Source organism: Rugamonas violacea (assembly GCF_016461825.1).
Taxonomy (GTDB): Bacteria; Pseudomonadota; Gammaproteobacteria; order Burkholderiales; family Burkholderiaceae_D; genus Rugamonas.
This window is the reverse complement of record NZ_JAEMNU010000040.1, coordinates 1-25,288: the sequence shown is the minus strand read 5'-3', so window position 1 is coordinate 25,288 and position 25,288 is coordinate 1. Positions and strand designations below refer to the sequence as shown.

13 protein-coding genes are annotated in these 25,288 nt (G+C 68.4%); 7 read left to right on the top strand and 6 right to left on the bottom strand.

Features of this window, described 5'->3' with window-relative positions:
• Positions 1–113 precede the first annotated feature (113 nt).
• The 5 genes from H7U20_RS09510 to H7U20_RS09490 all read right to left on the bottom strand — a co-directional run bounded on the left by H7U20_RS09510 (position 114) and on the right by H7U20_RS09490 (position 16,445).
• A complete protein-coding gene (locus H7U20_RS09510; protein ID WP_199758917.1) occupies positions 114–1,502 on the bottom strand; it encodes an MFS transporter in 1,389 nt (462 codons plus the stop codon).
• Entirely contained in the window at positions 1,499–6,211 is a 4,713-nt protein-coding gene (locus H7U20_RS09505; protein WP_199758916.1) for a non-ribosomal peptide synthetase, read from the bottom strand. Before H7U20_RS09505 ends, H7U20_RS09510 begins: the two co-directional genes overlap by 4 nt.
• On the bottom strand, positions 6,208–9,582 hold the full coding sequence (locus H7U20_RS09500) for a non-ribosomal peptide synthetase (RefSeq protein WP_199758915.1): 3,375 nt from the start codon (positions 9,580–9,582) through the stop codon (positions 6,208–6,210). The genes H7U20_RS09505 and H7U20_RS09500 overlap by 4 nt, the downstream gene beginning before the upstream one ends.
• A 75-nt stretch (positions 9,583–9,657) precedes the next feature.
• Entirely contained in the window at positions 9,658–14,940 is a 5,283-nt protein-coding gene (locus tag H7U20_RS09495) for a non-ribosomal peptide synthetase (protein ID WP_199758914.1), read from the bottom strand.
• Positions 14,941–15,536: 596 nt separating this feature from the next.
• Positions 15,537–16,445 (bottom strand): LysR family transcriptional regulator, encoded by a 909-nt coding sequence (locus H7U20_RS09490; protein ID WP_199758913.1) that lies wholly within the window; start codon positions 16,443–16,445, stop codon positions 15,537–15,539.
• A gap of 131 nt (positions 16,446–16,576) precedes the next feature.
• Between H7U20_RS09490 and gcl the strand changes: the two genes are divergently transcribed.
• From gcl to H7U20_RS09455, 7 genes are all read left to right on the top strand, one after another.
• Positions 16,577–18,352, top strand: a complete 1,776-nt coding sequence (gene gcl / locus H7U20_RS09485) for a glyoxylate carboligase (RefSeq protein ID WP_199758912.1) — start codon at positions 16,577–16,579, stop codon at positions 18,350–18,352.
• Between the two features lie 26 nt (positions 18,353–18,378).
• Positions 18,379–19,158: a hydroxypyruvate isomerase gene (gene hyi, locus H7U20_RS09480; protein ID WP_199758911.1), complete on the top strand. Its 780-nt coding sequence runs from the start codon at positions 18,379–18,381 to the stop codon at positions 19,156–19,158.
• 188 nt (positions 19,159–19,346) lie between these two features.
• Positions 19,347–20,234, top strand: a complete 888-nt coding sequence (locus H7U20_RS09475) for a 2-hydroxy-3-oxopropionate reductase (protein ID WP_199758910.1) — start codon at positions 19,347–19,349, stop codon at positions 20,232–20,234.
• 92 nt (positions 20,235–20,326) lie between these two features.
• A complete protein-coding gene (locus tag H7U20_RS09470; RefSeq protein ID WP_199758909.1) occupies positions 20,327–21,595 on the top strand; it encodes a glycerate kinase type-2 family protein in 1,269 nt (422 codons plus the stop codon).
• Positions 21,596–21,637: 42 nt separating this feature from the next.
• The gene (pyk, locus tag H7U20_RS09465; protein ID WP_199758908.1) at positions 21,638–23,080 is read left to right on the top strand and encodes a pyruvate kinase; all 1,443 of its coding nucleotides are present in this window, start codon (positions 21,638–21,640) and stop codon (positions 23,078–23,080) included.
• Positions 23,081–23,098: 18 nt separating this feature from the next.
• Complete coding sequence (locus H7U20_RS09460) at positions 23,099–24,049, top strand: urea transporter (protein WP_199758907.1); 951 nt, start codon at positions 23,099–23,101, stop codon at positions 24,047–24,049.
• A gap of 316 nt (positions 24,050–24,365) precedes the next feature.
• Positions 24,366–24,932, top strand: coding sequence for a hypothetical protein (locus tag H7U20_RS09455; RefSeq protein ID WP_199758906.1), 567 nt, complete (start codon positions 24,366–24,368; stop codon positions 24,930–24,932).
• Between the two features lie 11 nt (positions 24,933–24,943).
• Here H7U20_RS09455 and H7U20_RS09450 read toward each other — a convergent pair.
• On the bottom strand, positions 24,944–25,288 hold a 345-nt coding region (locus H7U20_RS09450), incomplete at its 5' end, for an IS66 family transposase (RefSeq protein ID WP_199758905.1).

The window sequence follows — 25,288 nt, the reverse complement described above, 5'->3', positions numbered from 1 at the left end:
ACGCCATGGTCTGCCATCGGGCAGGTGGCCCGTGGCAGTGCTGTATGAAGTTCTGTTTGAGTCATCATATTCACCATCGAAGATTGTTGTGATCCACTTGCGTGGCGCGCGCCTCAGGCGGCGCCGGCTTGGCCGCCATGGCCAGCCGGCGCCATCTGGCCGCGCTCCGTTGTTTGCGCCGGGCCTTCACAGGCGTCCGGCAATTGTTCGACACGGCGTACCGCAGGCACGCACCATGCCGCCAAAGCCATGGCCGCCATCAGCAGCCCCAGCGTGATGAACATCAGCCCGATGCCGCGTCCGGCGCCGGTGCCAATCCATGTTCCTATCGAGCCGGCCAAGGCGCCATCGCGCGCCAGCAGCGGTTCGAACAGTCGTTCGGCCAGCGGCCCCGCCAGGACGTAGCCGACCGGCATGGCCGACTCCGACAGCACGCGCTGGATGGCGAAGCAGCGGCCCTGTAGCGCGGCCGGCACCTTGCTCTGCCACAGGCTGTCGTTGCAGGCGCTGATCACCGGCAGCATGGCGAACAGCACGAAGCCGGCCGCCGTCAGCAGCAGCATCGACGGCGCCAGGCCGTGCAGCGCCAGGGCCAGGCCGGCCAGCAGCGAGCAACCGAGCACGCCGTGGATGCGCCGCGTCGGCCCGCCGCTGGCGGTCATCGCCAAACCGCCCAACAACAGGCCGGCGCCGCCCAAGCCCATTTGCAGACCCAGCATGGCCGGGTCGGCGAAGGACAGCACCAGCGGAGTGATGGCGATGCTGGCTATGCCGAACAGGAAGTTGTTGATGCCGAAGACGGACAGCAGGCCAAGCAGGCCGCCGCGCGAGCGCACGTAGCGCCAGCCTTCGCCGGCCTCGCGCCAGAGGCTGTCGCCTTCGGCCGGGGCGGCGCGCGGCGGCCGCGGCACCCGTGCAAAGGCCAGGGCGACGGCGCCGGTCAGGAAGCTGGCGGCATCGACCAGCAGCACGCCGTATAGGCTGATGCTGCTGACCAGTACCCCGGCCAGCAGCGGCCCGGCCACCTGGGCCACGGCGGCGCCGGTTTGCACCAGGCCGTTGACGCGGCTGAGCTGTTCACGCGTGGCCAGCAGAGGAATGCTGGCCGAGTAGGCCGGCGCCAGGAAGGCGTTGGCCAACGAGGACAGCCCGACGCCGGCGTAGATGTGCCACAGCGCCAGTTGGTCGAAGGCCAGCAGCGCGGCCAGCGTCAGCATGGTGGCGGCCGACAGCAATTCGCAGCCGAGCATGACGCGGCGCCGGTCCCAGCGGTCGACCAGGGCGCCGGCCAGCGGCGACACCAGCAGCGCCGGCACCGCCATGGCGACGAAGATCAGCGCGAAGCGGGTGGTCGAACCGGTGCTCTGCAAGACCCAGATGCCCAGCGCGAAGGCCGACAGGCGCGAGCCGACGCCGGACACCAGCTGGCCGAACCAGATCAGCAGGAAGTTGCGCAGGCCGGCCAGCTTGGCCACCTTGGCCTGGTGTGCGGCGCCGCTCATGCGCGCTGCTCCGACGCTGCCGTAGCCGAAGCCGAAGCCGTAACCGGTGCCGGCAGGAAGCCGCGCGCCTGCATGTAGCGCAGATAGGTCGCCATCAAATTGCGGTCGGCCGGCGGGCAAACGGTGCCCAGCGGCGCCACCGCCGCCATCGTCGCGCCGCAATCGAAGCGCGGTTCGCGCGCGTCGATCCGCTCGGCCGGCGGGAACATCGCGGCGAAACTGGCCAGGGCGTTGTCGCGCGAGTTGGTGGTGGCGGCCAGCAGGGCCAGGCGCCAACTGGCGTAGTCGGTCGGCGCGACGGCATGGCCGGCGTCGCGCAGGCAGGCGAGTAGATCGTCCACGGCCATGCGTTGCGGGTTGAGCAAGTGGAAATTGCCGTCGGCCGCGCCGGCGCCGAGCGCCAACTGGACGATGGCGCGGCTGACATAGTCGACCGGCGCCATGTCGAAACTGTCGCCGTCGCCGCTCGGCGCCAGGCCCAATTGGACGCAGCCCTTGATCCATGAATGGAAGTAGTCGGCCAGGTTGGCGGTGCCGTGGCGGCTGTCGCCGGTAATGCGCGCCGGCCGGTACAACGCCACCGGCAGGCCGCGTGCGCGGGCAGCCAAGGCCAGCTGCTCGGCCACCCACTTGCTCTGGTTGTAGCCGCCGTGCTGGCCGGCCGGCGTTGGCGGCGGCGATTGCTCGCTGATGGTGGCGTCGAGCTGGTCCTCGGTCAGGTAGACGCCCAGCGTCGAGACCACATGCACCGGCTTGAGGTGGCCGCTGCTGGCCAGGCGCAGCACGTCGCGCGTGCCGCCCACGTTGGCCGCCTCCAGGCTCTGGTAGGGGGCGAGGAAGTTGACCTGGCCGCCGTTGTGGAAGATCACGTCGGCGCGGTCGGCCAGCGCGGCGAAGCCGGCCGGGTCGAGGCCGAAGGACGGCGCGGCCAGGTCGCCCGGCAGGGCTTCGATGCGCCGCTCGTCGCCGTCGCGCCATAGGCCGTAGCCTTCCAGGTTGGCGCGGATGCGGCGCAGGCCGTCGGCTTGGTCGGCCGCGCGCACCAGGCAGAGCATGCGGGCGGCGGTCATGTCGAGCAGGTCGCGCAGCATGTAGGCGCCGAGGAAGCCGGTGGCGCCGGTGATGAAGACGCAGTCCGGCAGCGCGCGCGGGGCGCGCGCCGGCAGGGCACGCGCCGGGTCGATCTCGTCCGGCAGTCGCACCTGCGCGACCAGGTCCAGCTGCGCCGGTGCGATGCCGGCGCGCAGATCGTCGACCACCCGCGCCAGCGCCGCCACGGTGGGCGCGGCGAACACGGCGCTGAGCGGCACCTCGACGTTGAAGGCCAGGCCGAGATGGAACACCAGCGGCAGGGTCAGCAGGGAGTCGCCGCCGACGCTGAAAAATTCGTCGTCGGTGCCCAGGTCATGGCGCGCCAGCAGCTCGCTCCAGATCGCCAGGATGGCGCGCTCGGTGTCGTTGTGTGGCGGCGTGGCGACGCGTTGCGGCGCATCCTGCGGCATGGCCGTCGGCGCCGGCAGGGCGCGGCGGTCGACCTTGCCGTTGACGGTCAAGGGCATGCCGTCCAGGCGTTGGAACAGCGACGGCAGCATGGCGTCCGGCAGTCGGCCGGCCAGAAAGGTGCGCAGGCTGGCGCTGTCGACCACGGCGTCGCCGCCGGCGACGAAGTAGGCCACCAGGCGGCGCTCGCCGGGCGCCAGCTCGCACACGCTGGCGACGGCGGCGCTGACACCGGGGTAGTCGCTCAGCGCGGCTTCGACCTCGCCGAGTTCGATGCGCACCCCGCGCAGCTTGACCTGGTGGTCGCTGCGGCCGATGAAGTGCAGGCTGCCGTCGGCGTTCCAGCGGGCCTGGTCGCCGCTGCGGTACAGGCGGGCCGCGCCGCTGCCCGCGCCGGTGTCGCGCTCGGCCGCCAGCGGGTCGGCGACGAAGCGGGCGGCGTCCAGTTCGGCCGCGTTCAGGTAGCCGCGCGCCACGCCGGCGCCGCCGATGCACAGTTCGCCGACGACGCCGCGCGGGGCCAGTTGCAGATGGGCGTCCAGCACGTGCGTTTGCACGCCGGGCAGCGGCCGGCCGATCGGCAGGTCCGGTCCGGCCAGTCCGGCGCCGTCGATGGTGCTGAGCAGCGTGGCGCAGACGGTGGCCTCGGTGGGGCCGTAGTGGTTGCTCAGGGTGACGCGCTGGCCGGTCAGCGCGGCGAAGCGGCGCACCAGCGACAGCGGCACGGCCTCGCCGCCGAACATCAACATGCGCAGCGACGGCAGCAGCGGCGTGGCGCGTGCGCCGCCGGCGGCGTCCTGGCCCAGGCCCTCGGTCCAGCGCCGCCACAGTGCGGCCGGCGCGTCGATGGCGCTGATGTCGAAGTCGGCGCAGTAGCGTTCCAGTTCGCGCGGTCCCAGCTCGTTCGGCGCGGGATGCAGCACCAGCGTGGCGCCGGCCGCCAGCACGGGGAAAATGTCGCCGACCGAGGCGTCGAACTGCAGCGGCGGGATCATCAACAGGCGGTGGCCGGCGCAGTCGTGGCGCAAAGCGAAGGCCTGCACCAGATTGATGACGCCGGCGTGACTGATCGAGACGCCCTTCGGTGTGCCGGTCGAGCCGGAGGTGTAGATGACGTAGGCTTCGGCGGCGTCCGCAATGGGCGCGGCGGCCGGTGCCGCTGCCGACATGCGGCGCGTGGCGGCCGGCGCTTCCTGCGGCGGCGGGTTGGCCGGTTCGCCGGCCAGTGCTGCCTCTGTTACCAGTTCACGCCAGTCCAGATTCAACAGCGGCAGCGGGCGCTTGCCGGCCAGCCGGTCGGCGCGGCGGCCCAGCGGCGCCGGGAAGGCCAGCGCGCCGACGCCGGCGTCGTCCAGCATATGGCCCAGGCGTTCGTCCGGGTGGGCCGGATCGAGCGGCACATAGGCGGCGCCGGCCGCCAGTATGCCGAGCAGGCCGACCAAGGCATCGACCGAGCGGTCGGCCAGGAGGGCGACGCGGCGGCCCGGGCCGGCGCCGAGTTCGCGCAGTTGCCGGGCCACGGCGTCGGCCGCGCGCACCAACTCGGCGTAGCTGAGCCGCGCATCCGGCGCCAGCAGCGCGGCGGCATCCGGCCGCAGCGCTGCCTGGGCGCGGACCCAGCCGAACAGATTGCCGCCAGCCGGCGGCGCCAGCAAGGCGGCGGCGGGGCCGCCGTCGGCCAGGGCGAGCAGCTCGGCGCGTTGGGTCGCGTCGAGCAGCGGCAGGCGCGACAGCGCGCAGTCCGGCTCACGCACCACGCCGCCGAGCAGGACCAGGTACTGGCCGGCCATGCGGGCGATGCCGGCCGACTCGAACAAGTCGGTGCTGTAGTCGAACGCCGCCAGCATGCCGTCGGCCTGGCGGGTCAGCGACAAGGTCAGCTCGAAGCGGGCGCGGTCGAAGTCGCCATGCAGGGCTTCGGCGCGCAGGCCGCGCAGCTGCATTGGTTTGTCCACCCCGGGCTGCAGGACGAACATGGTTTGCAGCAGCGCGCTGCGGCCGGGCACCCGCTCCAGCTTGAGGATGTCGACGATGCGCTCCAGGGGCGTGTCGGCATGGCTGTAGGCATCCAGACAGTAGCTGCGGGTGCGCGCCAACAGTTGGCGGAACGAGGGATCGGCGGACAGGTCGCCGCGCATTGGCAGCGTGTTGGCGAACAATCCGATCAAAGGTTCGAATTCGGCCCGTCCCCGGTTGGCGAAGGGCGTGCCGACCACCACGTCGTCCTGCCCGGCGTGGCGGCCCAGCAGACACTGGAAGGCGGCCAGCAGCACCATGAACAGTGTGGCGTTTTCATTGCGTGCGGTTTGCTCCAGTCCTTCGACCAATTCGGCCGGCAGGAGGAAGCTGTGGCGGGCGCCGGCCGCGCTTAGCGTGTCGGGCCGGGGCTTGTCGGTCGGCAGAGCCAGCGCGCCGCTGACGCCGGCCAGCGCGCCGCGCCAGTAGTCGAGCTCACGTTCCAGCTTGCGCTGCTGCGCCGGCGCGGTTTGCCAGCGCACGATGTCGGCAAAGCTGGGCTGCGGCGGCGTCCATTCCTGCGCTTCGCCGGCGGCGCCGTTGAGCAGGGTGTTGTAGCGCAGCTCCAGCTCCGCGGCCAGCACGTCGCTGGACCAGGCGTCGCCTACAATGTGGTGCAACACCACCAACAGCGCGTGGTCGTCGTCGGCCAGGCGCACCAGCGTGGCGCGCAACAGCGGTGGACAGGCCAGGTCGAAGGGATGGGCGTTCTCCCGGCTGGCCAGGCGGAGTAGTTCCGTCTCGCGCGCGGCGCACGGCAGCGCCGACAGGTCCAGCCGCCGCATATGGAAGGCGACCTCGGCGTGGACGGTTTGCAGCGGCTGGCCGGCCAGTTCGCTGAAGCCGGTGCGCAGGGCGGCGTGGCGCGCGACGATGGCCTCGAAGGCGGTCTGCAAGGCTTCGGCGTCGAGCGCGCCGCGCAGGCGTTGGTGTTGGTAGAGGTTGTAGGCGCCGCTGCCCGGTTGCAGCCGTTCGAAGAACCAGATGCGCTGCTGCGCCGGCGCCTGGGCGAACGGCGTGCCGTCGGCCAGCGGCGGCAGGGCCGCGATGCTGCCGGCCAGGTCGGGCGCGGCGTGCTCGGCGCCTTTGCTGCCGGCGCTCAGGCGCTGCAAAAGTAGCGCGCGCTGCTGCGGCGTCAGGCGGGCCAGGCGGTCTTCCGCCGTGGCGCCGCCGGGTTGGGATGGCTGATTCATTGTTGCTCCACGGCGCCGGCCAGCAGCGCGTCGATGTTGGCGTCGGAAAGACCTTCGAGCTGGTCGAGCATGGCGGCCAGGGCGCCATCGCCGACATCGTCGAGGCGGGTGCGCAGCAGCAGCTCGGCGAAGGCGGCCACGGTGGGCGCCTCGAACAGGCTGCGTAGTTGTAGCTCGGTGCCCAGGGTTTGTTGGACGCGCATGATGAGCCGCGTCGCCAGCAGCGAGTGGCCGCCCAGCTTGAAGAAGTCGTCGTCGATGCCGACCTGCGGCAGCGCCAGCACCTCGGCCCACAGCGTGCACAGCGCCTCCTCGTCGGCGTTGCGCGGGGCGCGGTAGCCGGCGCCCTCGACACTGGCGCCATCCGGTTTGGGCAGCGCGCGCCGGTCGATTTTGCCGTTTGGCGTCAACGGCAGCTGGGGCAGGGCGACAAAGGCCGACGGCAGCATGTATTCGGGCAGACGGCCGGCGCTGTGGGCGCGCAGCTCGGCGGCCGGCGGCACGCTGGCGCCGGCCGCGGCGACCAGGTAGGCCACCAGGCGCTTGTCGCCGGGCTGGTCTTCGCGGCAGATCACCACCGCCTGGGCCAGCGCCGCATGCTCCTGCAGCACCGCCTCGATCTCACCGAGTTCGATGCGGTAGCCGCGCAGCTTGACCTGGTTGTCGATCCGGCCCAGCACCTCGATGCGGCCGTCGCGGCAGCGCCGCGCCAGGTCGCCGCTGCGGTACAGTTTGGCGTCCGGCGTGGCTGGATTGAACGGATCGGCGATGAACTTCTCCGCCGTCAGCTCGGCGCGGCGCAGGTAGCCCAGCGCCACGCCGGCGCCGCCGATCAGCATTTCGCCCGGCACGCCGGCCGGTTGCAGCTGCATGTGGGCGTCGACCACGTAGATTTGCGTGTTGGCGATCGGCTGGCCGATGCTGATAGCTGCCTCGCCCGGCGTCACCTGTTCCAGCGTCGACCAGATCGTCGTCTCGGTCGGGCCATACATATTCCACAGCGCGCCGCAGCGCTCCAGCAAGCGGTCGGCCAGCTCGCGCGTCAGCGCCTCGCCGCCGCTCAGCGCGGTCAGACCGGCGCGGCCGCTCCATCCCGCTTCAAGCAGCATGCGCCAGGTGGCCGGCGTGGCCTGCATGAAGGTGGCGCCGCTGCTCTCGATCAGGCGCGCCAAGGCGGCGCCGTCGGCGGCGGTGGCGCTGTCGGCGATCTCGATGCTGGCGCCCAGCGTCAGCGGCAGCAGCAGTTCGAGCACGGCGATGTCGAACGACAGCGTGGTGACGGCGCAGACGTGGTCGGCCGCCGTCATGCCGGGCCGCCGCGCCATCGAGGCGAGGAAGTTGACCACCGCGCGGTGCGGCAGCAGCACGCCCTTGGGCCGGCCGGTCGAGCCGGAGGTGTAGATCACGTAGGCCAGCGCGTCGGCGGCCAGGGCGATAGCCGGCGCCTCGGCCAGCCCGGCCACTTCGGCCACTTCGCCCAGCGCGTCGAGCAGCAATGTGGCGGGCGCCTGGGCCGGCAATTGCTCCAGCAGGGCGCGTTCGGTGACGACGACGCGGGCGGCCGAGTCCTCCAGCATGAAGGCCAGCCGCTCGGCCGGATAGGCCGGGTCGAGTGGCAGGTAGGCGGCGCCGGCCTTGAGGATGCCCAGCAGGGCCACCATCATCTCCGGCGAGCGGCGCACGAACAGGCCGGCCAGGTCGCCCGGGCCGACGCCTTGCACCGTCAGCGCCCGGGCCAGCGCGTTGGCGCGGCGATCCAGCTCGGCGTAGCTGACGCTGCGGCCGAGGTGGCGCAAGGCGACGGCGTCCGGCGTGCGGGCGGCCTGGGCTTCGAACATGGCGTGCACGCTGGCCTGCGCCGGCATCGGTTGGGCGCTGGCGTTCCAGTCATGTAGCAATTGACGGCGCTGGTCCGGCGCCAGGATCTCCAGTTTGGACAGGGCCAGCTGCGGCGCGGCGACGGCCGCACGCAGCAGCTGGCCCAGGTGGCCGGCGAAGGCGTCGATGGTGGCGGCGTCGAACAGGTCGGTGGCGTATTCCAGATACAGGCTAAGGCCGCCGTCCTCCTCGCCGGCGAACAAGGTCAGGTCGGCCCGCGCGGTGCCGGCGTCGAGCGCGCCGTGTTCGGTCGGGATCAAGGTCAGGCCCTGTAGATTGACCTCTTGCGGCGGGAAGTTTTGGAAGAACAGCATGGCCTGGAACAGCGGCGAATGACTTAGCGAGCGCTCCAGGTCCAGCTCCTCCAGCAGCCGTTCGATCGGCAGGTCCTGGTGCGAGTAGGCGCCCAGCGTGCCCTCCTTGACGCGGCCCAGCAGCTCGCGGAAACTTGGGTCGCCCGACAGGTCGGTGCGCAGCGCCAGCGTGTTGACGAAGAAGCCGACCAGCGGTTCCATTTCCTGGCGGCGGCGGTTGGCCACGCCGACGCCGACGATCTGGTCGTCCTGGCCGGAGTAGCGCGCCAGCAGCGTCTGGAAGGCGGCGGCCACCACCATGAACGGCGTGGCGCCCTCGTCGCGGCCGAAGCGCTTGATGTCCTCGTACTGGGTGGCGGCGATGCGGTGGCAGCGGGCGGCGCCGCGCTTGCTCTGCACGGCCGGGCGCGGCCGGTCGCCGGGCAGCTCCAGCACCGGCAATTGGCCGGCCAGGCGCTCCTTCCAATAGTCCAGCTGGCGCGCCAGCGTGGCGCTGCCTTCGGCCAGCAGCTCGTTTTGCCACAAGGTGTAGTCGGCGTACTGGATCGGCAGCTCGGCCAGTGGCGACGGCTGGTCGGCCTGGAAGGCGTCGTACAGCGCGCACAGCTCGGCGAAGATGACGCCGTGCGACCAGCCGTCGAAGGCGATGTGGTGGGCGTTCAGCACGAACAGGTGCTGCTGCTCGTCGAGCCGGATCAGCACTGCGCGCAGCAGCGGGCCGCTGGACAGCTTGAACGGACGGCGCGCCTCGTCGCGCGCCAGGCGCAGCGCCGCCGCGCGGCGCTGTTCGGCCGGCAGCGTGCCGACGTCGAGCCGCTCCAGCGTGAACGGCGCCGCCGCCAGCACCCGCTGGTGCGGGCCGGCCTCGTCCTGCACGATGACGGTGCGCAGCACTTCGTGGCGGGCGACGATTTCGCCCAGCGCCCGTTCCAGCACGGCGGCGTTGGCCCGGCCCTGCATCCACATCGCGCTGGGCACGTTGTAGACCGGCGATTCAGGCTCCAACTGGTCGAGGAACCACAGGCGCTGCTGGGCGAAGGAGAGCGGCACGCGGGCCGGGCGCGCCCGGCGGCCGATGTCGCGGCTCACCGGCGGGGTGGTTTGTTTGCTCAGCTGCTGCATCAGCAGGGCGCGTTTTTCCGGCGACAGGCCGGCCAGTCGTTGGTTCAAATCAGTCATGATGTCATCCAGTGTGAGTCGTGGTTGTGGCTATTGGGGGGCAAGGGCGGCGTGCGCCGCGTTGGTGTCTGCTGCCTATTGTTGTGATGGCTCCGGCCGCTGCGGCTGTTGCGGCGGTGGCATGGAGGTGGGTGGCGTCCAAGCGTGGCCCAGACGCTGGCTGGCCTGCTCGTCGCTGAGGCCTTCCAGCTGGCGCAGCAGGTCGTCGAGGGCCTCGGGCTGGTAGTCGGCCCGCAGGATGGCGATGCGTGCCGCCATCTGGTTCAGTGTCGGCGCCTCGAACACGGCGTCGAGCGGGAACTCGATGCCGTAGTGCTGTTCGATGCGGGCCACCAGCCGTACCGCCAGCAGCGAGTGGCCGCCGAGGTCGAAAAAATTGTCGCCGGCGGCAAGCGGTGGCGGGCGCAGCAGCGCGCGCCACAGTTCGGCCAGCTCCTCCTCCTCGGCGCTGAGCGCCGCGGCGGGCGCCGCCGTGGTGCTGTCCGCCGCGTGGTCCGGCGCCGCGGTGTCGCCCGGTGGCGGCAGGGCGCGCCGGTCCACCTTGCCGTTCGGCGTCAGCGGAAAGCGCGCCAGCCGCACCAGGGCGCTGGGCAGCATGTAGGTGGGCAGCGCCGCCCGTAAAGCCTGCCGCACCGTTTCCAGCTTGAGGTCGGCGCCGTCGGTCGCGCTGAAATAGCCGACCAGACGGCGCTCGCCGGGGCTGTCCTCGCGCAGCAGCACCAGCGCTTCGCGCACGCCGGGGCAGGCCGTCAGCGCCGCCTCGATCTCGCCCGGTTCGATGCGGAAGCCGCGCAGCTTCAGTTGCTCGTCGTTGCGGCCGATGAATTCGAGGTTGCCGTCGGCGCGCCAGCGTCCCAGGTCGCCGCTGCGGTACATGCGGGCGCCCTCGACGCCGCTGAGCGGATCGGTGACGAAGCGTTGTGCGCTCAGCACCGGCTGGTTCAGATAGCCGCGCGCCACGCCGTCGCCACCGATGCAGATCTCGCCGGCCACGCCGATCGGCACCGGCTGATCCTCGCCATCGAGCAGGTAGACGCTGGTGTTGCCGATCGGCCGGCCGATGGGGATGGCGCGCGCCTGCGCCGTCTCGGCGCCGAGCTGGCAGGTGGTGGCGAAGGTGGTGGTCTCGGTCGGTCCGTAGCAGTTGAGCAGGTGGCGCGGCCGGCCCGCCTTGCCCAGCACGCGGGCGGCGCGCTGCGGGTCGAGCACCTCACCGCCGGTCATCAGCCAGCGCAGGCGGGCGAAGGCCGGTTCGAGCGCGTCGACATATTCGTGGAACAGCCCGGTGGTCAGAAACATCGCGGTGACGCCGCCGTCGAGCAGGGCGGCGTTGAGCGCCTGCGGCCGCAGCACCGTCTGCGCCGGCAGCACCAGCAGGCGGGCGCCGTTCAGCAGCGCGCCCCATATCTCCCAGGTGGCGGCGTCGAAGGCCGGGTTGGCGCAGTGCGCCACGCAGTCCTCCGCCGTCAACGGCGCGTAGCCGCTGTTGAGCACCAGCCGCAGCACGTTGCGGTGCTCGACCATCACGCCTTTCGGCAGGCCGGTCGAGCCGGAGGTGTAGATCACGTAGGCCAGGTGGCGCGTGTGCAGGCCGAGGGCGGCGGCGTCCGGGTTGGCGTCGGATCGGCTGGCGATGCCGAGTTGGTCGCCGTCGGCGCCGCCGCCGTGTTCGTCGAGCTGCAGCAGAACTCCGTTGAACGTCGCACCGAGCGTCGCCAATTGCGGCGAGCGCGCGGTGGCCGGCGCGCACAGCAGCGCGCGCGGCGCGGCATCGCTCAGGATGTGCGCCAGGCGGGCGGCGGGCGCGTCCGGTTCCAAGGGCAGGTAGGCGGCGCCCGCCTTCAGCACGGCCAGCATGGCCACCACCAGCGCGCTGCCGCGCCACAGCTGCAGCGCGACGCGGTCGTCCGGCGCCAGGCCGAGCGCGAGCAGGGCGTGGGCCAGACGGTTGGCGCGCCGGTTCAACTCGGCGTAGCTGAGACGTTCGGCGCCGAAGCACAGCGCGATCACGTCCGGCGTGGCGGCGGCCTGGCGTTCGAACTGCCGGTGGATCAGGTCGTCGCGCGGATACGCAGTGGTGGTGGCGTTGAAGTCGACCAGCAACTGCCGGCGCGCCGCCGGCGCCAGCAGCGGCAGGCGGCTGAGCGGCAGCGTGTCGTCGGCGGCCATGCCGGCCAACAGGATGTGCAGGCTGTCGGCCAGGCGCCGCATGGTGGCGTGGTTGAACAGGTCGCTGGCGTACTCGATGTGGCCGGCCACCTGGCGGCCGTCGTCGGCCAACAACAGCGACAGATCGAAGTGGGTGGTGTTTTGCGGCAGGCTGGTTTCGCGCAGCGCCAGCTCGGGCGGCAGGTCGAGATGCTCGGCGCCCGTGTTGTCCAGCGCCAGGACGGTCTGGAACAGCGGGCCGTGCGCCATGCTGCGCGGCGGATTGAGCGCTTCGACCAGGTGGTCGAACGGCAGCTCCTGGTGCTCGTAGGCCGCCAGCGTGGTCTCGCGCACCCGCGCCAGCAGGGCGGCGGTGGCGGGATTGCCGTCCAGGCGAACGCGCAGCGCCAGCGTGTTGGCGAAGAAGCCGATCAAGGCCTCCACTTCCGGCCGTTGGCGGTTGGCCACCGGCGTGCCGACCACGATGTCGTCCTGGCCGCTCAGGCGCGCCAGCAAGGCGGACCAGCCGGCCAGCAGCACCATGAACAGGGTGGCGCCGTGGCGCTGGCCGAGCTGGCGCAGGGCCGCGCTGGCGTTGGCGTCCAGCGCGAAGGCGACGCGGCCGCCGCGATAGCTTTGCCGCGCCGGCCGTGGCCGGTCGGTCGGCAGCTCCAGCAGCACCGGCGCGCCCTCCAGGTGGGCGCGCCAGAATCCCAGTTGCCGTTGCAGCGCGGCGGCCTGCGCCGGCTGGCGTTGCCAGGCGGCGTAATCGGCGTACTGCAACGGCAGCGGCGGCAGCGGGTCGGGCCGGCCCTGGCTGAAGGCGCTGTACAGCGCGCCCAGCTCGGTTTTCAGCACACCCATCGACCAGCCGTCCGAGATGATGTGGTGCTGGATCAGCAGCAGCTCGTGCAGCTCCGGCGCCAAGCGCAGCAGCATCACCCGCAGCAGCGGGCCGGCGGCCAGGTCGAAGGGACGGGCGATCTCGGCGGCGTACAGGGCGCCGCGCGCGGCCGCCTGCTCGGGTTCGTCCAGGTAGCTCAGGTCTTGCTCCAGCAACGGCGGGGTCTGCTTGGCCGCCGCGACGCGCTGCACCGGCGCGCCGTCGAGCATGACAAAGCGCGTGCGCAGGCTGTCGTGGCGCTGCACGATGCGCGCCAGCGCGGCCTTTAGCGCGTCCTCGTGCAGCGTGCCGCTGAGCCGGTAGGCCACCGGCATGTGGTAGGCCAGGCCGGCGGCGGAGTCGAGCTGGTGCAGGAACCACAGGCGCTGCTGGGCGTGCGACAAGGGCGCGTGCCCGGCCGGGATGCCGGCTGTGCCGGTTGTGCCGGCGGCGCCAGGTTCGCCGGCGGCCATGGGCACCCAGCGGACCCGGTCGGCGCCGCTCAACTGGGCGGCCAGGCCGGCGACGGTGGGATGTTCGAACAGCACGCGCGGCGTCAGTTCGACGTCGAACTGCTGGCGCAGGCGCGACATCAAGCGCAGCGCCAGCAAGGAATGGCCGCCCAGCTCGAAGAAGTTGTCGTGCCGGCCCACCTGCGGCAGCGCCAGCAGCTCCTGCCACAACAGCGCCAAGGCTTGTTCGCTGTCGCCTTCCGGCGCGTTGTAGTCGCTCCCGGCGGCGTCGGCGCGGGCCGGTGCCGGCAGCGCCTTGCGGTCGATCTTGCCGTTCACCGTCAAGGGAAAGCGCGCCAACACCAGCAGGGCGCTGGGCTGCATGTAGGCCGGCAGCGCGCGTTTCAGCGCGGCGCGCACGGCGCCTGTGTCGATGGCGTCGGCGCCGGCCTGCTGGCGCAGGTAGCCGACCAGGCGCTTGTCGTCCGGGTAGTCCTCGCGCAGCAGCACCAGCGCCTCGTCCACGCCGGAGCAGGCCGCCAGACGCGCCTCGATCTCGCCCAGCTCGATGCGGAAGCCGCGCAGCTTGACCTGGAAGTCGTTGCGGCCGACGAATTCGATGTTGCCGTCGGCCCGCCATCGCCCCAGGTCGCCGCTGCGGTAGAGGCGGGCGTCGAGCTCGGTGCTGAATGGATCGGCCACGAAACGCTCGGCGCTCAGCTCCGGCCGGTTCAGATAGCCGCGCGCCACGCCGTCGCCGCCGATGCAAATTTCGCCGGTGGCGCCGAAGGGCAGCAGTTGGCCGTGTTCGTCGAGGATGCGCACCTGGGTGTTGCCGATCGGCCGGCCGATGGGGACGGCGCCGGCCCGCGCGGCGGCGGCGTCGATCTCGAAGGTGGTGGCGAAGGTGGTGGTCTCGGTCGGACCGTAGCCGTTGAGCAGATGGCGCGGCCGGCTGGACTTGGCCAGCACGGCGGCCAGGCGCTTGGGATCGAGCACGTCGCCGCCGGCCAGCAGCCAGGTGAGTCGGCCGAAGGCTGGCTCCAGCGCGTCGGCGTATTCGTGGAACAGGCCGGCCGTCAGCCACAGCGCGGTGGCGCCGCCGGCGATCAGCGCGTCGTTGAAGGCCCGCGGCCGCAACACCGTGTCCGGCGCCAGCACCAGCAGGCGGGCGCCGTTCAGCAGCGCGCCCCAGATCTCCCAGGTGGCGGCGTCGAAGGCCGGGTTGGCGCAATGGGCCACGCAATCACGCTCGTCGAGCGGGGCGAAGCCGCTGTTGAGCGCCAGCCGCAGCACGCTGCGGTGCTCGATCATCACGCCCTTCGGCGCGCCGGTCGAGCCGGAGGTGTACATGACATAGGCCAGGTGGCGGGCATGCAGTCCGCTGGCGGCCGGGTCGGGATTGTGTTCGGGCTGGCGCGCCAGCCGTTCACCGTCGCGCGCCAGCTCGACCAGGGCGGCGCCGCAGTCCAGGCCGGCGATGGCGCTGGTGCACAGCAGCGCTTGCGGCGCGGCGTCGGCCAGGATCTCGGCCAGACGGGCCGGCGGCGTGGCCGGATCGAGCGGCAGATAGGCGCCGCCGGCCTTCAGCACGGCCAGGCTGGCAACCACCATGCCGATGCCGCGTTCGAACAGCAGGGCGACGCGGCGGTCCGGTCCCACGCCCAGTTCGAGCAGCAGATGGGCCAGTCGGTTGGCGCGGCGGTTCAACTCGGCATAACTGAGCTGCTCCGTCAGGTCGTCCAGGGCGATGCGCTCGGGCGCGGCGGCGGCAATCCGTTCGAAGATTTGTGGGATCACGGCGCTGCGGGGATAGCTGCGCGCGGTGTCGTTGAAGTGGGCCGGCACCTGCTCGCCGGGGGCTGGAATTACCAAAACCGAGTTGCTAAAGACCATGTCGGGACATCGCAAAAAGTGTTGAGAAATGAATGGCGGTAACCATCGTTCGAATGGCAATCAATCTGATAGTTGATACCTATTTGCCAACGGAAATATAGCACCGTTGTGACAATTTTTATCAAAAATGTTCTTTTGTCACTTTGATCCAACAGATAATATTAACTGTCAAATTGTGGTAATACGCGGGCGGTTTACTGTGTGTATATGGCTCAGTTAAACGATGTTAACTTACGTTATGCAAGTTTCGCGAAAAAAATGCTCAGCTTGCTTTATGCCAGTGGCAAATTGCCGAATTCGAATATTTAACAAATTGTCAAAAAAAAGACACAAAAAGTTCACAAATAATTAGATGCTTTATTTACACTTTTGGTGCGGTGCGGAAATGTATATTTTTGAAATATTTATTGCTGTGAGGTTTGATTTTTGCGAGGAAAAACAGGCCGTTTTTCAGGCTTGAAGGCGCGCTGTGAGTCGCGCTGTGAGCCGCGTTTTGAGCCGCGTTTTGAGACGCCGGTTTGCGGCGAAAAAAAAGCGGCACATGGCCGCTTTTGAGGTGTGGAGAAGGTGATGCGCTAGCGTGTGAGCCAGTAGTCGGGGCGGGCGTAGATCTCCTTCAGCATGTCGATGAAAAAGCGCACCTTGGCCGGCAAATGGCGCTGCTGTGGATACACCGCGATGATGTCGTATTGCGGCAGCGCGAAATCGTCCAGCACCGTGATCAGTTCACCCGAGGCCAGTTGCGATTCGATCTCCCACGACGAGCGCCAGGCCAGGCCCAGTCCCTCGGTGGCCCAGCGGTGCAGCAGTTCGCCGTCGTTGCAGTTCAAATTGCCGTCGGCGCGCATGGTCACCTGCCTGCCGTTCTGCTGGAAGTACCAGCCGCGCTGCTGGCCGCCCTGCAGATTGAAGGCCAGGCAGTTGTGCTGCGCCAGATCCTCCAGCGTGCGCGGGATGCCCTTGCGTTCAAAGTAGTCCGGCGTGCCGCACACCACGCGGCGGTTGCTGGCCAGCTTGACGGCGACGAAGCTGGGATCGATGACGCCGCCGATGCGGATGCCGACGTCGTAACCGTCGCGCACCAGATCGACCACGCGGTCGGTCAGGTTGAAGGAAATCTGCACGTCGGGATGGGCGCGCACGAAACCGGCAGCGTGTGGCGCCACATGCTTGCGGCCGAAGGCGGCCGGCGCCGACACGGTGAGGTGGCCGGTGGCGCGGTGGCGGCCCTCGGAGACCATGCGGTCGGCGTGGCCCAGGTCGGCCAGCAGCTTGCGGCAGTGGTCGAGGTAAAGCGTGCCCTGTTCGGTCAAGGTCAGGTGCCGCGTGGTGCGGTGCATCAGCTTGACGCCGAGGCGCTTCTCCAGCGCGTCGATGCGCCGGCCCAGCATCACCGGAGTGATGTGCTGGCCCAGCGCCGCCTTCACCAGGCTGCCCTTTTCGGCCACGTCGACGAAGGCCTCGATTTGGGTGAGTTTGTCCATGGCCCATTATTCCACAAGTATTCGATACAAGGAGTATCGAATAAAGCGAGTTTTTGTCTTCTTATCACGGCCGTCCTTTGCCGCTACGATGTGACTCATCAGTTCAAACATCATAGCTCAGGGAGACCAGCATGGCACGCATGACCGCAGCGCAGGCAGCAGCAATCGTTTTGGAAAAAGAGGGCGTACACCAGGTGTTCGGCGTGCCGGGTGCGGCGATCAACCCATTCTACGCGGGTTTGAAGAAGCAGGGTACGATCAAGCACATTCTGGCGCGTCACGTCGAGGGCGCCTCGCACATGGCCGAGGGCTACACCCGCGCCACCGCCGGCAACATCGGCGTGTGCATCGGCACCTCCGGCCCGGCCGGCACCGACATGATTACCGGGCTCTACTCGGCCCAGGCGGATTCCATACCTATTCTTTGCATTACCGGCCAGGCGCCACGGGCCCGTTTGTATAAGGAGGACTTCCAGGCGGTCGACATCGAATCCATCGCCAAGCCGGTCACCAAGTGGGCCGTCACCGTGCGCGAGCCGGCCCTGGTGCCGATGGTGTTCCAGCAGGCCTTCCACATCATGCGCTCCGGCCGTCCCGGCCCGGTGCTGGTCGACCTGCCGTTCGACGTGCAGATGGCCGAGATCGAATTCGACCCGGACACCTATCAGCCGCTCGAACCGTACAAGCCGAAGGCGACCCGCGCGCAGATCGAAAAAGCGCTGGGCATGATGAACTCGGCCGAGCATCCGCTGCTGACGCCGGGCGGCGGTGTCATCAACGCCGACGCCGCCGAGCTGCTGGTGCAGTTCGCCGAACTGACCGGCGTGCCGGTGGTGCCGACCCTGATGGCCTGGGGCGTGATCCCCGACGACCACAAGCTGATGGTCGGCATGGCCGGCCTGCAGACCAGCCACCGTTATGGCAACGCCACCGTGCTGGCCTCCGACTTCGTGTTCGGCATCGGCAACCGCTGGGCCAACCGCCACACCGGCTCGATCGAGGTCTACACGAAGGACCGCAAGTTCGTCCACATCGACATCGAGCCAACCCAGATCGGCCGCGTCTTCGGTCCCGACTTCGGCATCGTCTCCGACGCCGCCCACGCCTTGCGGCTGTTGATCGAAGTGGCCACCGAATGGAAGGCCGCCGGCAAACTGCGCGACCGCTCCGCCTGGGTGGCGCAGTGCCAGGAACGCAAACGCACCATGCAGCGCAAGACCCACTTCGAGCAGGTGCCGGTCAAGCCGCAGCGCGTCTACGAGGAGATGAATCTGGCTTTCGGCCGCGACACCTGCTACGTCAGCACCATCGGCCTGTCGCAGATCGCCGCCGCGCAGTTCCTCCACGTCTACAACGCCCGCCACTGGATCAACTGCGGCCAGGCCGGTCCGCTCGGTTGGACCATCTCCGCCGCGCTGGGCGTGGTGGCGGCCGATCCGCAGCGCAGCGTGGTGGCCATCTCCGGCGACTACGACTTCCAGTTCATGATCGAGGAGCTGGCCGTCGGCGCGCAGTTCAAGCTGCCCTACCTGCACGTGGTGGTCAACAACTCCTACCTGGGCCTGATCCGCCAGTCGCAACGCGGCTTCGACATGGACTTCTGCGTCCAGCTGGCCTTCGAGAACATCAATGCGCCGGAGCTGAACGGCTATGGCGTCGACCACGTCGCCGTCGTCGAGGGCCTGGGCTGCAAGGCGATCCGCGTCACCAAACCGGACGACCTGCAGGACGCCTTCAAGCAAGCCAAGGCCTGGATGGAGGAGTTCCGCGTGCCGGTGGTGGTCGAAGTGATTCTGGAGCGTGTCACCAACATCGCGATGGGCGTCGACATCAACAACATCAACGAGTTCGAGGAACTGGCCGTCGGCCGTGCCGATGCGCCGACCGCCATCTCGCTGCTCGACTGAACTGAATTGACACGAAAGGAAGCGACATGAGCAAACTGGCAGCCAATCTGACCATGCTGTTTAACGAAGTACCGTTCCTCGACCGTTTTGAGGCGGCGGCGGCCGCCGGTTTCAAGGCCGTCGAGTTCCTCTTCCCCTATGCATACGAGGTGAAGGAGCTGGTGTCGCGCCTGCAGGCCAACGACCTTGAACTGGTGCTGCACAATCTGCCGGCCGGGAACTGGGAGGCCGGCGAGCGCGGCATCGCCTGTCATCCGCAGCGGGTCGAAGAGTTCCGCCAAGGGGTGCAGCAGGCCGTCATCTACGCCAAGGCGCTCGGTGTGAAGCAGCTTAACTGCCTGGTCGGCATCGTGCCGCCGGACGTCAGCCTGGAGAGCGCCGAACGCACCGTGGTGGCCAACCTGAAGTTCGCCGCCGACGCGTTGAAGCAGGAAGGCATCCGCCTGCTGATCGAGCCGATCAACACCTTCGACATCCCCGGCTTCTTCTTGTCGCGCACCAGCCAGGCGGCCCGCATTATCGAGGCGACCGGTTCGGACAACCTGTTCATCCAGTACGACATCTACCACATGCAGCGCATGGAGGGTGAGCTGAGCGCGAGCATCAAGGCTTATCTGCCGCTGATCCGCCACGTTCAGCTGGCCGACAACCCGGGTCGCAACGAACCGGGTACCGGCGAGATCAACTACCGCTTCCTGTTCGCCCAGTTGGACAGCTTCGGCTACGACGGCTGGATAGGTTGCGAGTACAAACCGCGCGGGGATACGGCGGTGGGCCTGGCCTGGCGCGCCGAACACGGCCTGTAGGTGGCGCCGCTAGCCAAGCACGGAAACCCCACAGGCGTAAATCTGGGGTCGGACCCGCCGCGCCAAGGCGGGGAGTCCGACCCCGGCTCTTTGCCTTTGGGTGGTTTTGTAGCCGCCGGCAAGTTAGCCGTAGGTAAAGGCTGTCTGTAAAACGAACACTAATCACACACATTCAAAGGAAGATCATCATGTCGAGAGTCGGATTTATCGGTTTGGGTATCATGGGCGCGCCAATGGCACAACACCTGCTGGCCGGCGGCCATAAGCTCTACCTGCACGACATCAAGAACCCGCCGTTCGCGCTGATCGAAGCCGGCGCCACCGTCTGCACCTCGGCCGCCGAAGTGGCCATGCGCGCCGATATCATCATCGTCATGGTACCGGACACGCCGCACGTCGAAGCCGCGCTGTTCGGCGAGAAGGGCGTGGCGGAAGGCCTGCGGCCCCGCTCCATCGTGGTCGACATGAGCTCGATCTCGCCGATCGAGACCAAGAAATTCGCCCGCAAGATCAACGCGCTGGACTGCGACTACCTGGATGCGCCGGTCTCCGGCGGCGAGGTTGGCGCCAAGGCGGCCTCGCTGACCATCATGGTCGGCGGTCCCGAGGCGGCCTTCAACATCGTCAAGCCGTTGTTCGAGATGATGGGCAAGAACATCACCCTGGTCGGCGGCAACGGCGACGGCCAGACCACCAAGGTGGCCAACCAGATCATCGTCGCGCTGACCATCCAGGCGGTGGCCGAGGCGCTGCTGTTCGCCTCCAAGGCCGGCGCCGATCCGGCTAAGGTGCGCGAGGCGCTGATGGGTGGCTTTGCCGCCTCGCGCATCCTCGAAGTGCACGGCGAGCGCATGGTCAAGCGCACCTTCAATCCCGGCTTCCGCATCGAACTGCACCAGAAGGACTTGAACCTGGCGCTGCAGGGCGCCAAGGCGCTCGGCGTGTCGCTGCCCAACACCGCCACCGCGCAGGAGCTGATGAACGCCTGCACCGCCAACGGCATGGGTGGCCTGGACCACTCGGCGCTGTGCCGCGCCATCGAGCTGATGTCCAACCACCAGATCGCCGAGGCGTGAGCGCAGCGGTCTGACCACGTTTCCCTCAGCGCGGCGGCGTCTTTACTCCCTTGCGTCACCGCCGCCGCGCTCTTTTTTATGAAAGCACCAGGATGAGCACCTTCAATCCCCGCCAATTTTTGCTTGAGCTGTACGGCAGCGCCGTCGCCGCCGTCAGCGCCGAGAAATGCCTGCCCGCCTATCTGCCCACGCCGCCCGTCAACGGCCGCACGCTGGTGATCGGCGCCGGCAAAGGCGCCGCCGCCATGGCGCGCGCCGTCGAACAGCACTGGCAAGGCGACATCTCCGGCCTGGTGGTGACGCGCTACGGCCACGGCGTCGACTGCCAGCGCATCGAAGTGATCGAAGCGGCCCATCCGGTGCCGGACGAGGCGGGTCTGCGCGCCGCCGGCCGCATCATGGAGATGGTGCGCGGCCTGAGTGAGAACGATCTGGTGCTGTGCCTGATCTCCGGCGGCGGCTCGTCGCTGCTGGCGCTGCCGGCGCCCGGCATCACGCTGGAGCAGAAGCAGGCGATCAACCGCGCGCTGCTCAAGAGCGGCGCCGCGATCTCCGAAATGAACTGCGTGCGCAAACACCTGTCCGCCATCAAGGGGGGCCGCCTCGCGCTGGCCTGCGCGCCGGCCCGCGTGGTCACGCTGCTGATCTCCGACGTGCCGGGCGACGATCCCGGCATCGTCGCCAGCGGCCCGACCCTGCCCGACCCGACCACCTGCGCGGACGCGCTGGCCGTGCTGCGCAAGTACGCCATCGAGGTGCCGGCCAACGTGCGCGAGCATCTGGAATCCGGCGCCGGCGAAACGCCCAAGCCGAACGACCCCCGCTTCGCCCGCAACGAGCACCACGTCATCGCCATCGCCCAGGACGCGCTGGAGGCGGCGGCGCAGCACGCCCGCGCCGCCGGCATCACGCCTTATATCCTGTCCGACGGTATCGAGGGCGAGTCGCGCGACATCGCCGTCATGCATGCCGCCATGGCACGCCAGGTGGCGGCGCGCGGCCAACCGTTCCAGCGGCCCTGCGTCATCATCTCCGGCGGCGAGACCACGGTGACGGTGCGCGGCAGCGGCCGTGGCGGCCGCAACGCCGAGTTTCTGCTCAGTCTTGGCGTGGCGCTGGAGGCGCATCCCGGCATCCACGCCATTGCCTGCGATACCGACGGCATCGACGGCTCGGAGGACAACGCCGGCGCCCTGTACGCGCCGGACTCGCTGGCGCGCGGCCAGGCGCTCAACCTGCGCGCCCGCACGCTGTTGGAAAACAATGACGGCTACGGCTTCTTCAGCGCCCTCGACGACCTGGTGGTCAGCGGTCCGACCCGCACCAACGTCAACGATTTCCGCGCCGTGTTGGTGCTGTAGCGCGCCGTCCGTCACACAAAAAAATATAATCAAGGGGATCACATGCGACGTCTACGCCAAGCCAAAATCGTGGCCACACTCGGCCCGGCCAGCAGCAGCAAGGAGGCCATCCAGGCCTTGTTCAACGCCGGGGCGGACGTGTTCCGCTTCAATTTCAGCCACGGCAGCCACCAGGACCACCAAGCGCGCTGCAACATCGTGCGCGAGATCGAGCGTGCCGCCGGTCGGCCCATCGCCATCCTGGCCGATCTGCAGGGACCCAAGCTGCGCGTCGGCCAGTTCGCCGAGGGCAGGGTGACGCTGGAGGCTGGCGCCGAGTTCACGCTCGACCGCGACCCCGCGCCGGGCGACGTCAAGCGGGTCTGTCTGCCGCACCCCGAGCTGTTCGAAGTGATCGACGCCGGCCAGTCGCTGCTGCTCGACGACGGCAAGCTGCGCCTGGAGGTGCTGGGCCGCAGCGCCGACCACCGCTCCATCCGCACCCGCGTGGTCAACGGCGGCGTGCTGTCCGACCGCAAAGGTGTCAACGTGCCGGACGTTGTGCTGCCTATCCCGGCGCTGACCGAGAAGGATCTGCGCGACCTCGACTTCGCGCTGGAGATGGGCGCCGACTGGATCGCGCTGTCCTTCGTGCAGCGGCCCGAGGATGTGCTGCAGGCGCGCGCCATCATCGGCAACCGCGCCGCGCTGCTGGCCAAGTTGGAGAAACCGGCGGCGCTCGACGGCCTGGACGCCATCGTCGCCGTCTCCGACGCCATCATGGTGGCGCGCGGCGACCTGGGTGTGGAACTGCCGCCCGAGCGCGTGCCCGGCGTGCAGAAGCGCATCCTGCGCGCCTGTCGCCAGCACGGCAAGCCCATCGTCATCGCCACACAGATGCTTGAATCGATGATTTCGGCGCCGGTGCCGACGCGGGCCGAGGCCTCCGACGTCGCCAGCGCCATCTACGACGGCGCCGATGCCGTGATGCTGTCGGCCGAATCGGCCAGCGGCGCCTATCCGGTCGAGGCGGTGCAGATCATGGACCGCATCATCCGCGAGGTGGAGAAAGACCCGTTGTACCGCCAGATGATCGACGCGCAGAACCAGGCGCCGCTGCCCAACAGCGGCGACGCCATCTGCTCGGCGCTGCGCGACGTGACGCAGATCGTCGGCGCGGTGGCCACCGTCACCTACACCAGCTCCGGCCACACCAGCTTGCGCGCCGCGCGCGAGCGGCCGATGGCGCCCATCCTCAGCATCACGCCGAATTTGTCGACGGCGCGCCGGCTGGTGCTGGCATGGGGCGTGCACTCCACCGTCAGCCAGGACGTGCGCAACGTCGACCGCATGGTGGCGGCGGCCTGCCAGGCGGCGCTGGAACAGGGCTTCGCCGTGGCCGGCGACAGCATCGCCATCACCGCCGGCGTGCCCTTTGGCCAGCCGGGCAGCACCAACCTGCTGCGCATCGCGCAGATCTGGCCGGTGGTGCCGGCGGCGGCTTAGCGCCGGCGGCCCCGCATCATGCAGGCGCGCTCGCCTGGCGCCCGCGCGCGGCGCGGCACGGTTCCCGCTGCGCGCCGCGCCGCCATCATCGGCAGTCGGGGCGGTCGGTTCATACCGGCCGCACTGCGCAGCCAACTGGCCGGCATCGGCCAGATCTACTTCCAAACCTCGCCCTTGTTTGGCTTGGTTTTCCTGCTTTGCCTTTACCTGACCGGCCCCGTTCTGGCGCTGGGTTGTCTGCTCGGCGTCGGCACAGCCACGGCCACCGCCGTGCTGGCACGCTTTCCGGTCGAGCAGCGCAATGCGGGCCTGTACGGCTACAACGCCGCCCTGAGCGGCATCGGCCTATGCGCATGCTACCAATTCAACGCGGCGTTGCTGGCATGGATCATCTGCGCCAGCGTCGCCAGTTGCGTGTTGATGCGCCTATTCCAACGCGCCAGATTGCCGATGCTGACCATCTGGTTCGTGCTCACCATGTGGCTGGCCGCCGGCACGGCGCCGATGTTGGGGTTGCGGCAGTTAGCCGCCGCCGCAACTGCCGGCGCATGTGTGGGGGCGCCGATGGACTATGTGTTTTGTGCGTTCGGCCAGATCGCATTTGTCGGTTCGGCGGGATTGGGCATGTTGATGTGGGCCGCGCTGATCTGGCGGCAGCGGCGGCAAGGCCTATGGGTGCTGGCTGTCGGCTTGCTCGCCATGGCGATGGTGGCGGTGGGGGAGGCCGCATGGCCTCAGGCGGGTTTTTCTGCGCAGGCAATTGGCATAGGTATCAACGGCATTCTTGTGGTGCTTGGCCTGCCGACGCACAAACGCTCCTGGCGGCTTTTACTAGTCGGCGCAGCCTTTAGCACGGCGCTGTGTTTGCTTTTTGGTGCACTGGCGCTGCCGTACTTCACCTTGCCCTTTGTGCTGGCCTGCTGGACCGTCTTATCGCTTACCTCGGCAGATGACCGGCGGGAAAATTGATCCGCTTGGATTCCATTGACGTTGATGATGTAGTCGGCCACTTGCGCCGGCGTGGCGCCGCCGGCCAAGCGGTCGAAGTAGCACTGTACGCCTCAATGTTTTGTTTTCGTTTCTAGCTAAACAGTTGGCCGAATTTTTGGATACATTTCATTTGTTCACATTTTCGGTTCTATTCTAAGATGTTCCTGCGTTACTGCTTCGATTTTCACTACTGGTCGGCGCTGCTTTCGATACCCGCGTTTTCCGATTCTTGACGTTGGGTAATGCGCCATTTTGGCTAGAAATATTTTATCTGGCCACTGTCTGCATTTGCATTGTGTTGATTGTTTGGGTTTTTGAAAATCTGCGTTGGCCACGATCTGGCGTGGTCAAGCGGCGCGGCAGGCGCAAGCAAGAGCAGGGGGGCGATGCGGCATTGGCGAGGAACGGCTTTCCTGCCAAAAAGGAGGCGTGGGTAAGATCGCGAAGTCTGGAGTTGCATGAACGCTTCGGCCTATCGCACCGCAAACTGGCCGACATGTTCAACCAGTTGTATTCCGCGTCCAGCGGTGTTTCCGTAGGCCGCACCTGGGTGCGCGAACTTCTGATCAAGGAAGCCCATGAGGCCCTGCATCTTCAAAAGAAATTGAAACATCGGGTGCCCGAGCAGGTTCCGTTGAATAGTGTGTGGGGTATCGACACCACTTGCGTGACCGATGCCAACAAGACCCAGAATATCGTTTTTGGCATCATCGATCATGGAAGCCGTCTGAATGCGGCGATGCAATACCTGAAGCGTTTTAACTCCTGGACCTTCTTGGGTTGTGTTTTTCTGGCAATTGGGGAGTATGGCAAGCCAACCGCCATCAAAACAGACAACCATCCTGTGTTTCATTCGAGGTAACTGTTCAGCCGCTATGCAGCAGGCATGATCGGATCGCCAATAAATGCACGGTACAGCACGTCGAGCATGCTGTGGCCTTGCTTGCGCAGGGTGTCGAGGCAGGAGCGGATGCGACAGAAATTGTTGGCGCCTTCGACGGTGCGGAAACAGCCTGAGATTTTTTGTTTGACCTTGGGCATGCGCACGGCGCGTTCCGCGATGTTGTTGCTAAACGGGACTGCCGGGTCCACGATGAAACGCAGGATGGCATCGGCATGCGCGTGGAAGCGACGCAACAAGTTGTGGGCATCGGATTGCTTGCCTGGCTTGCCGTTGGGCTTGAGGATGGCGGGATGCAGTTGCTCGCCTTGGCGCAC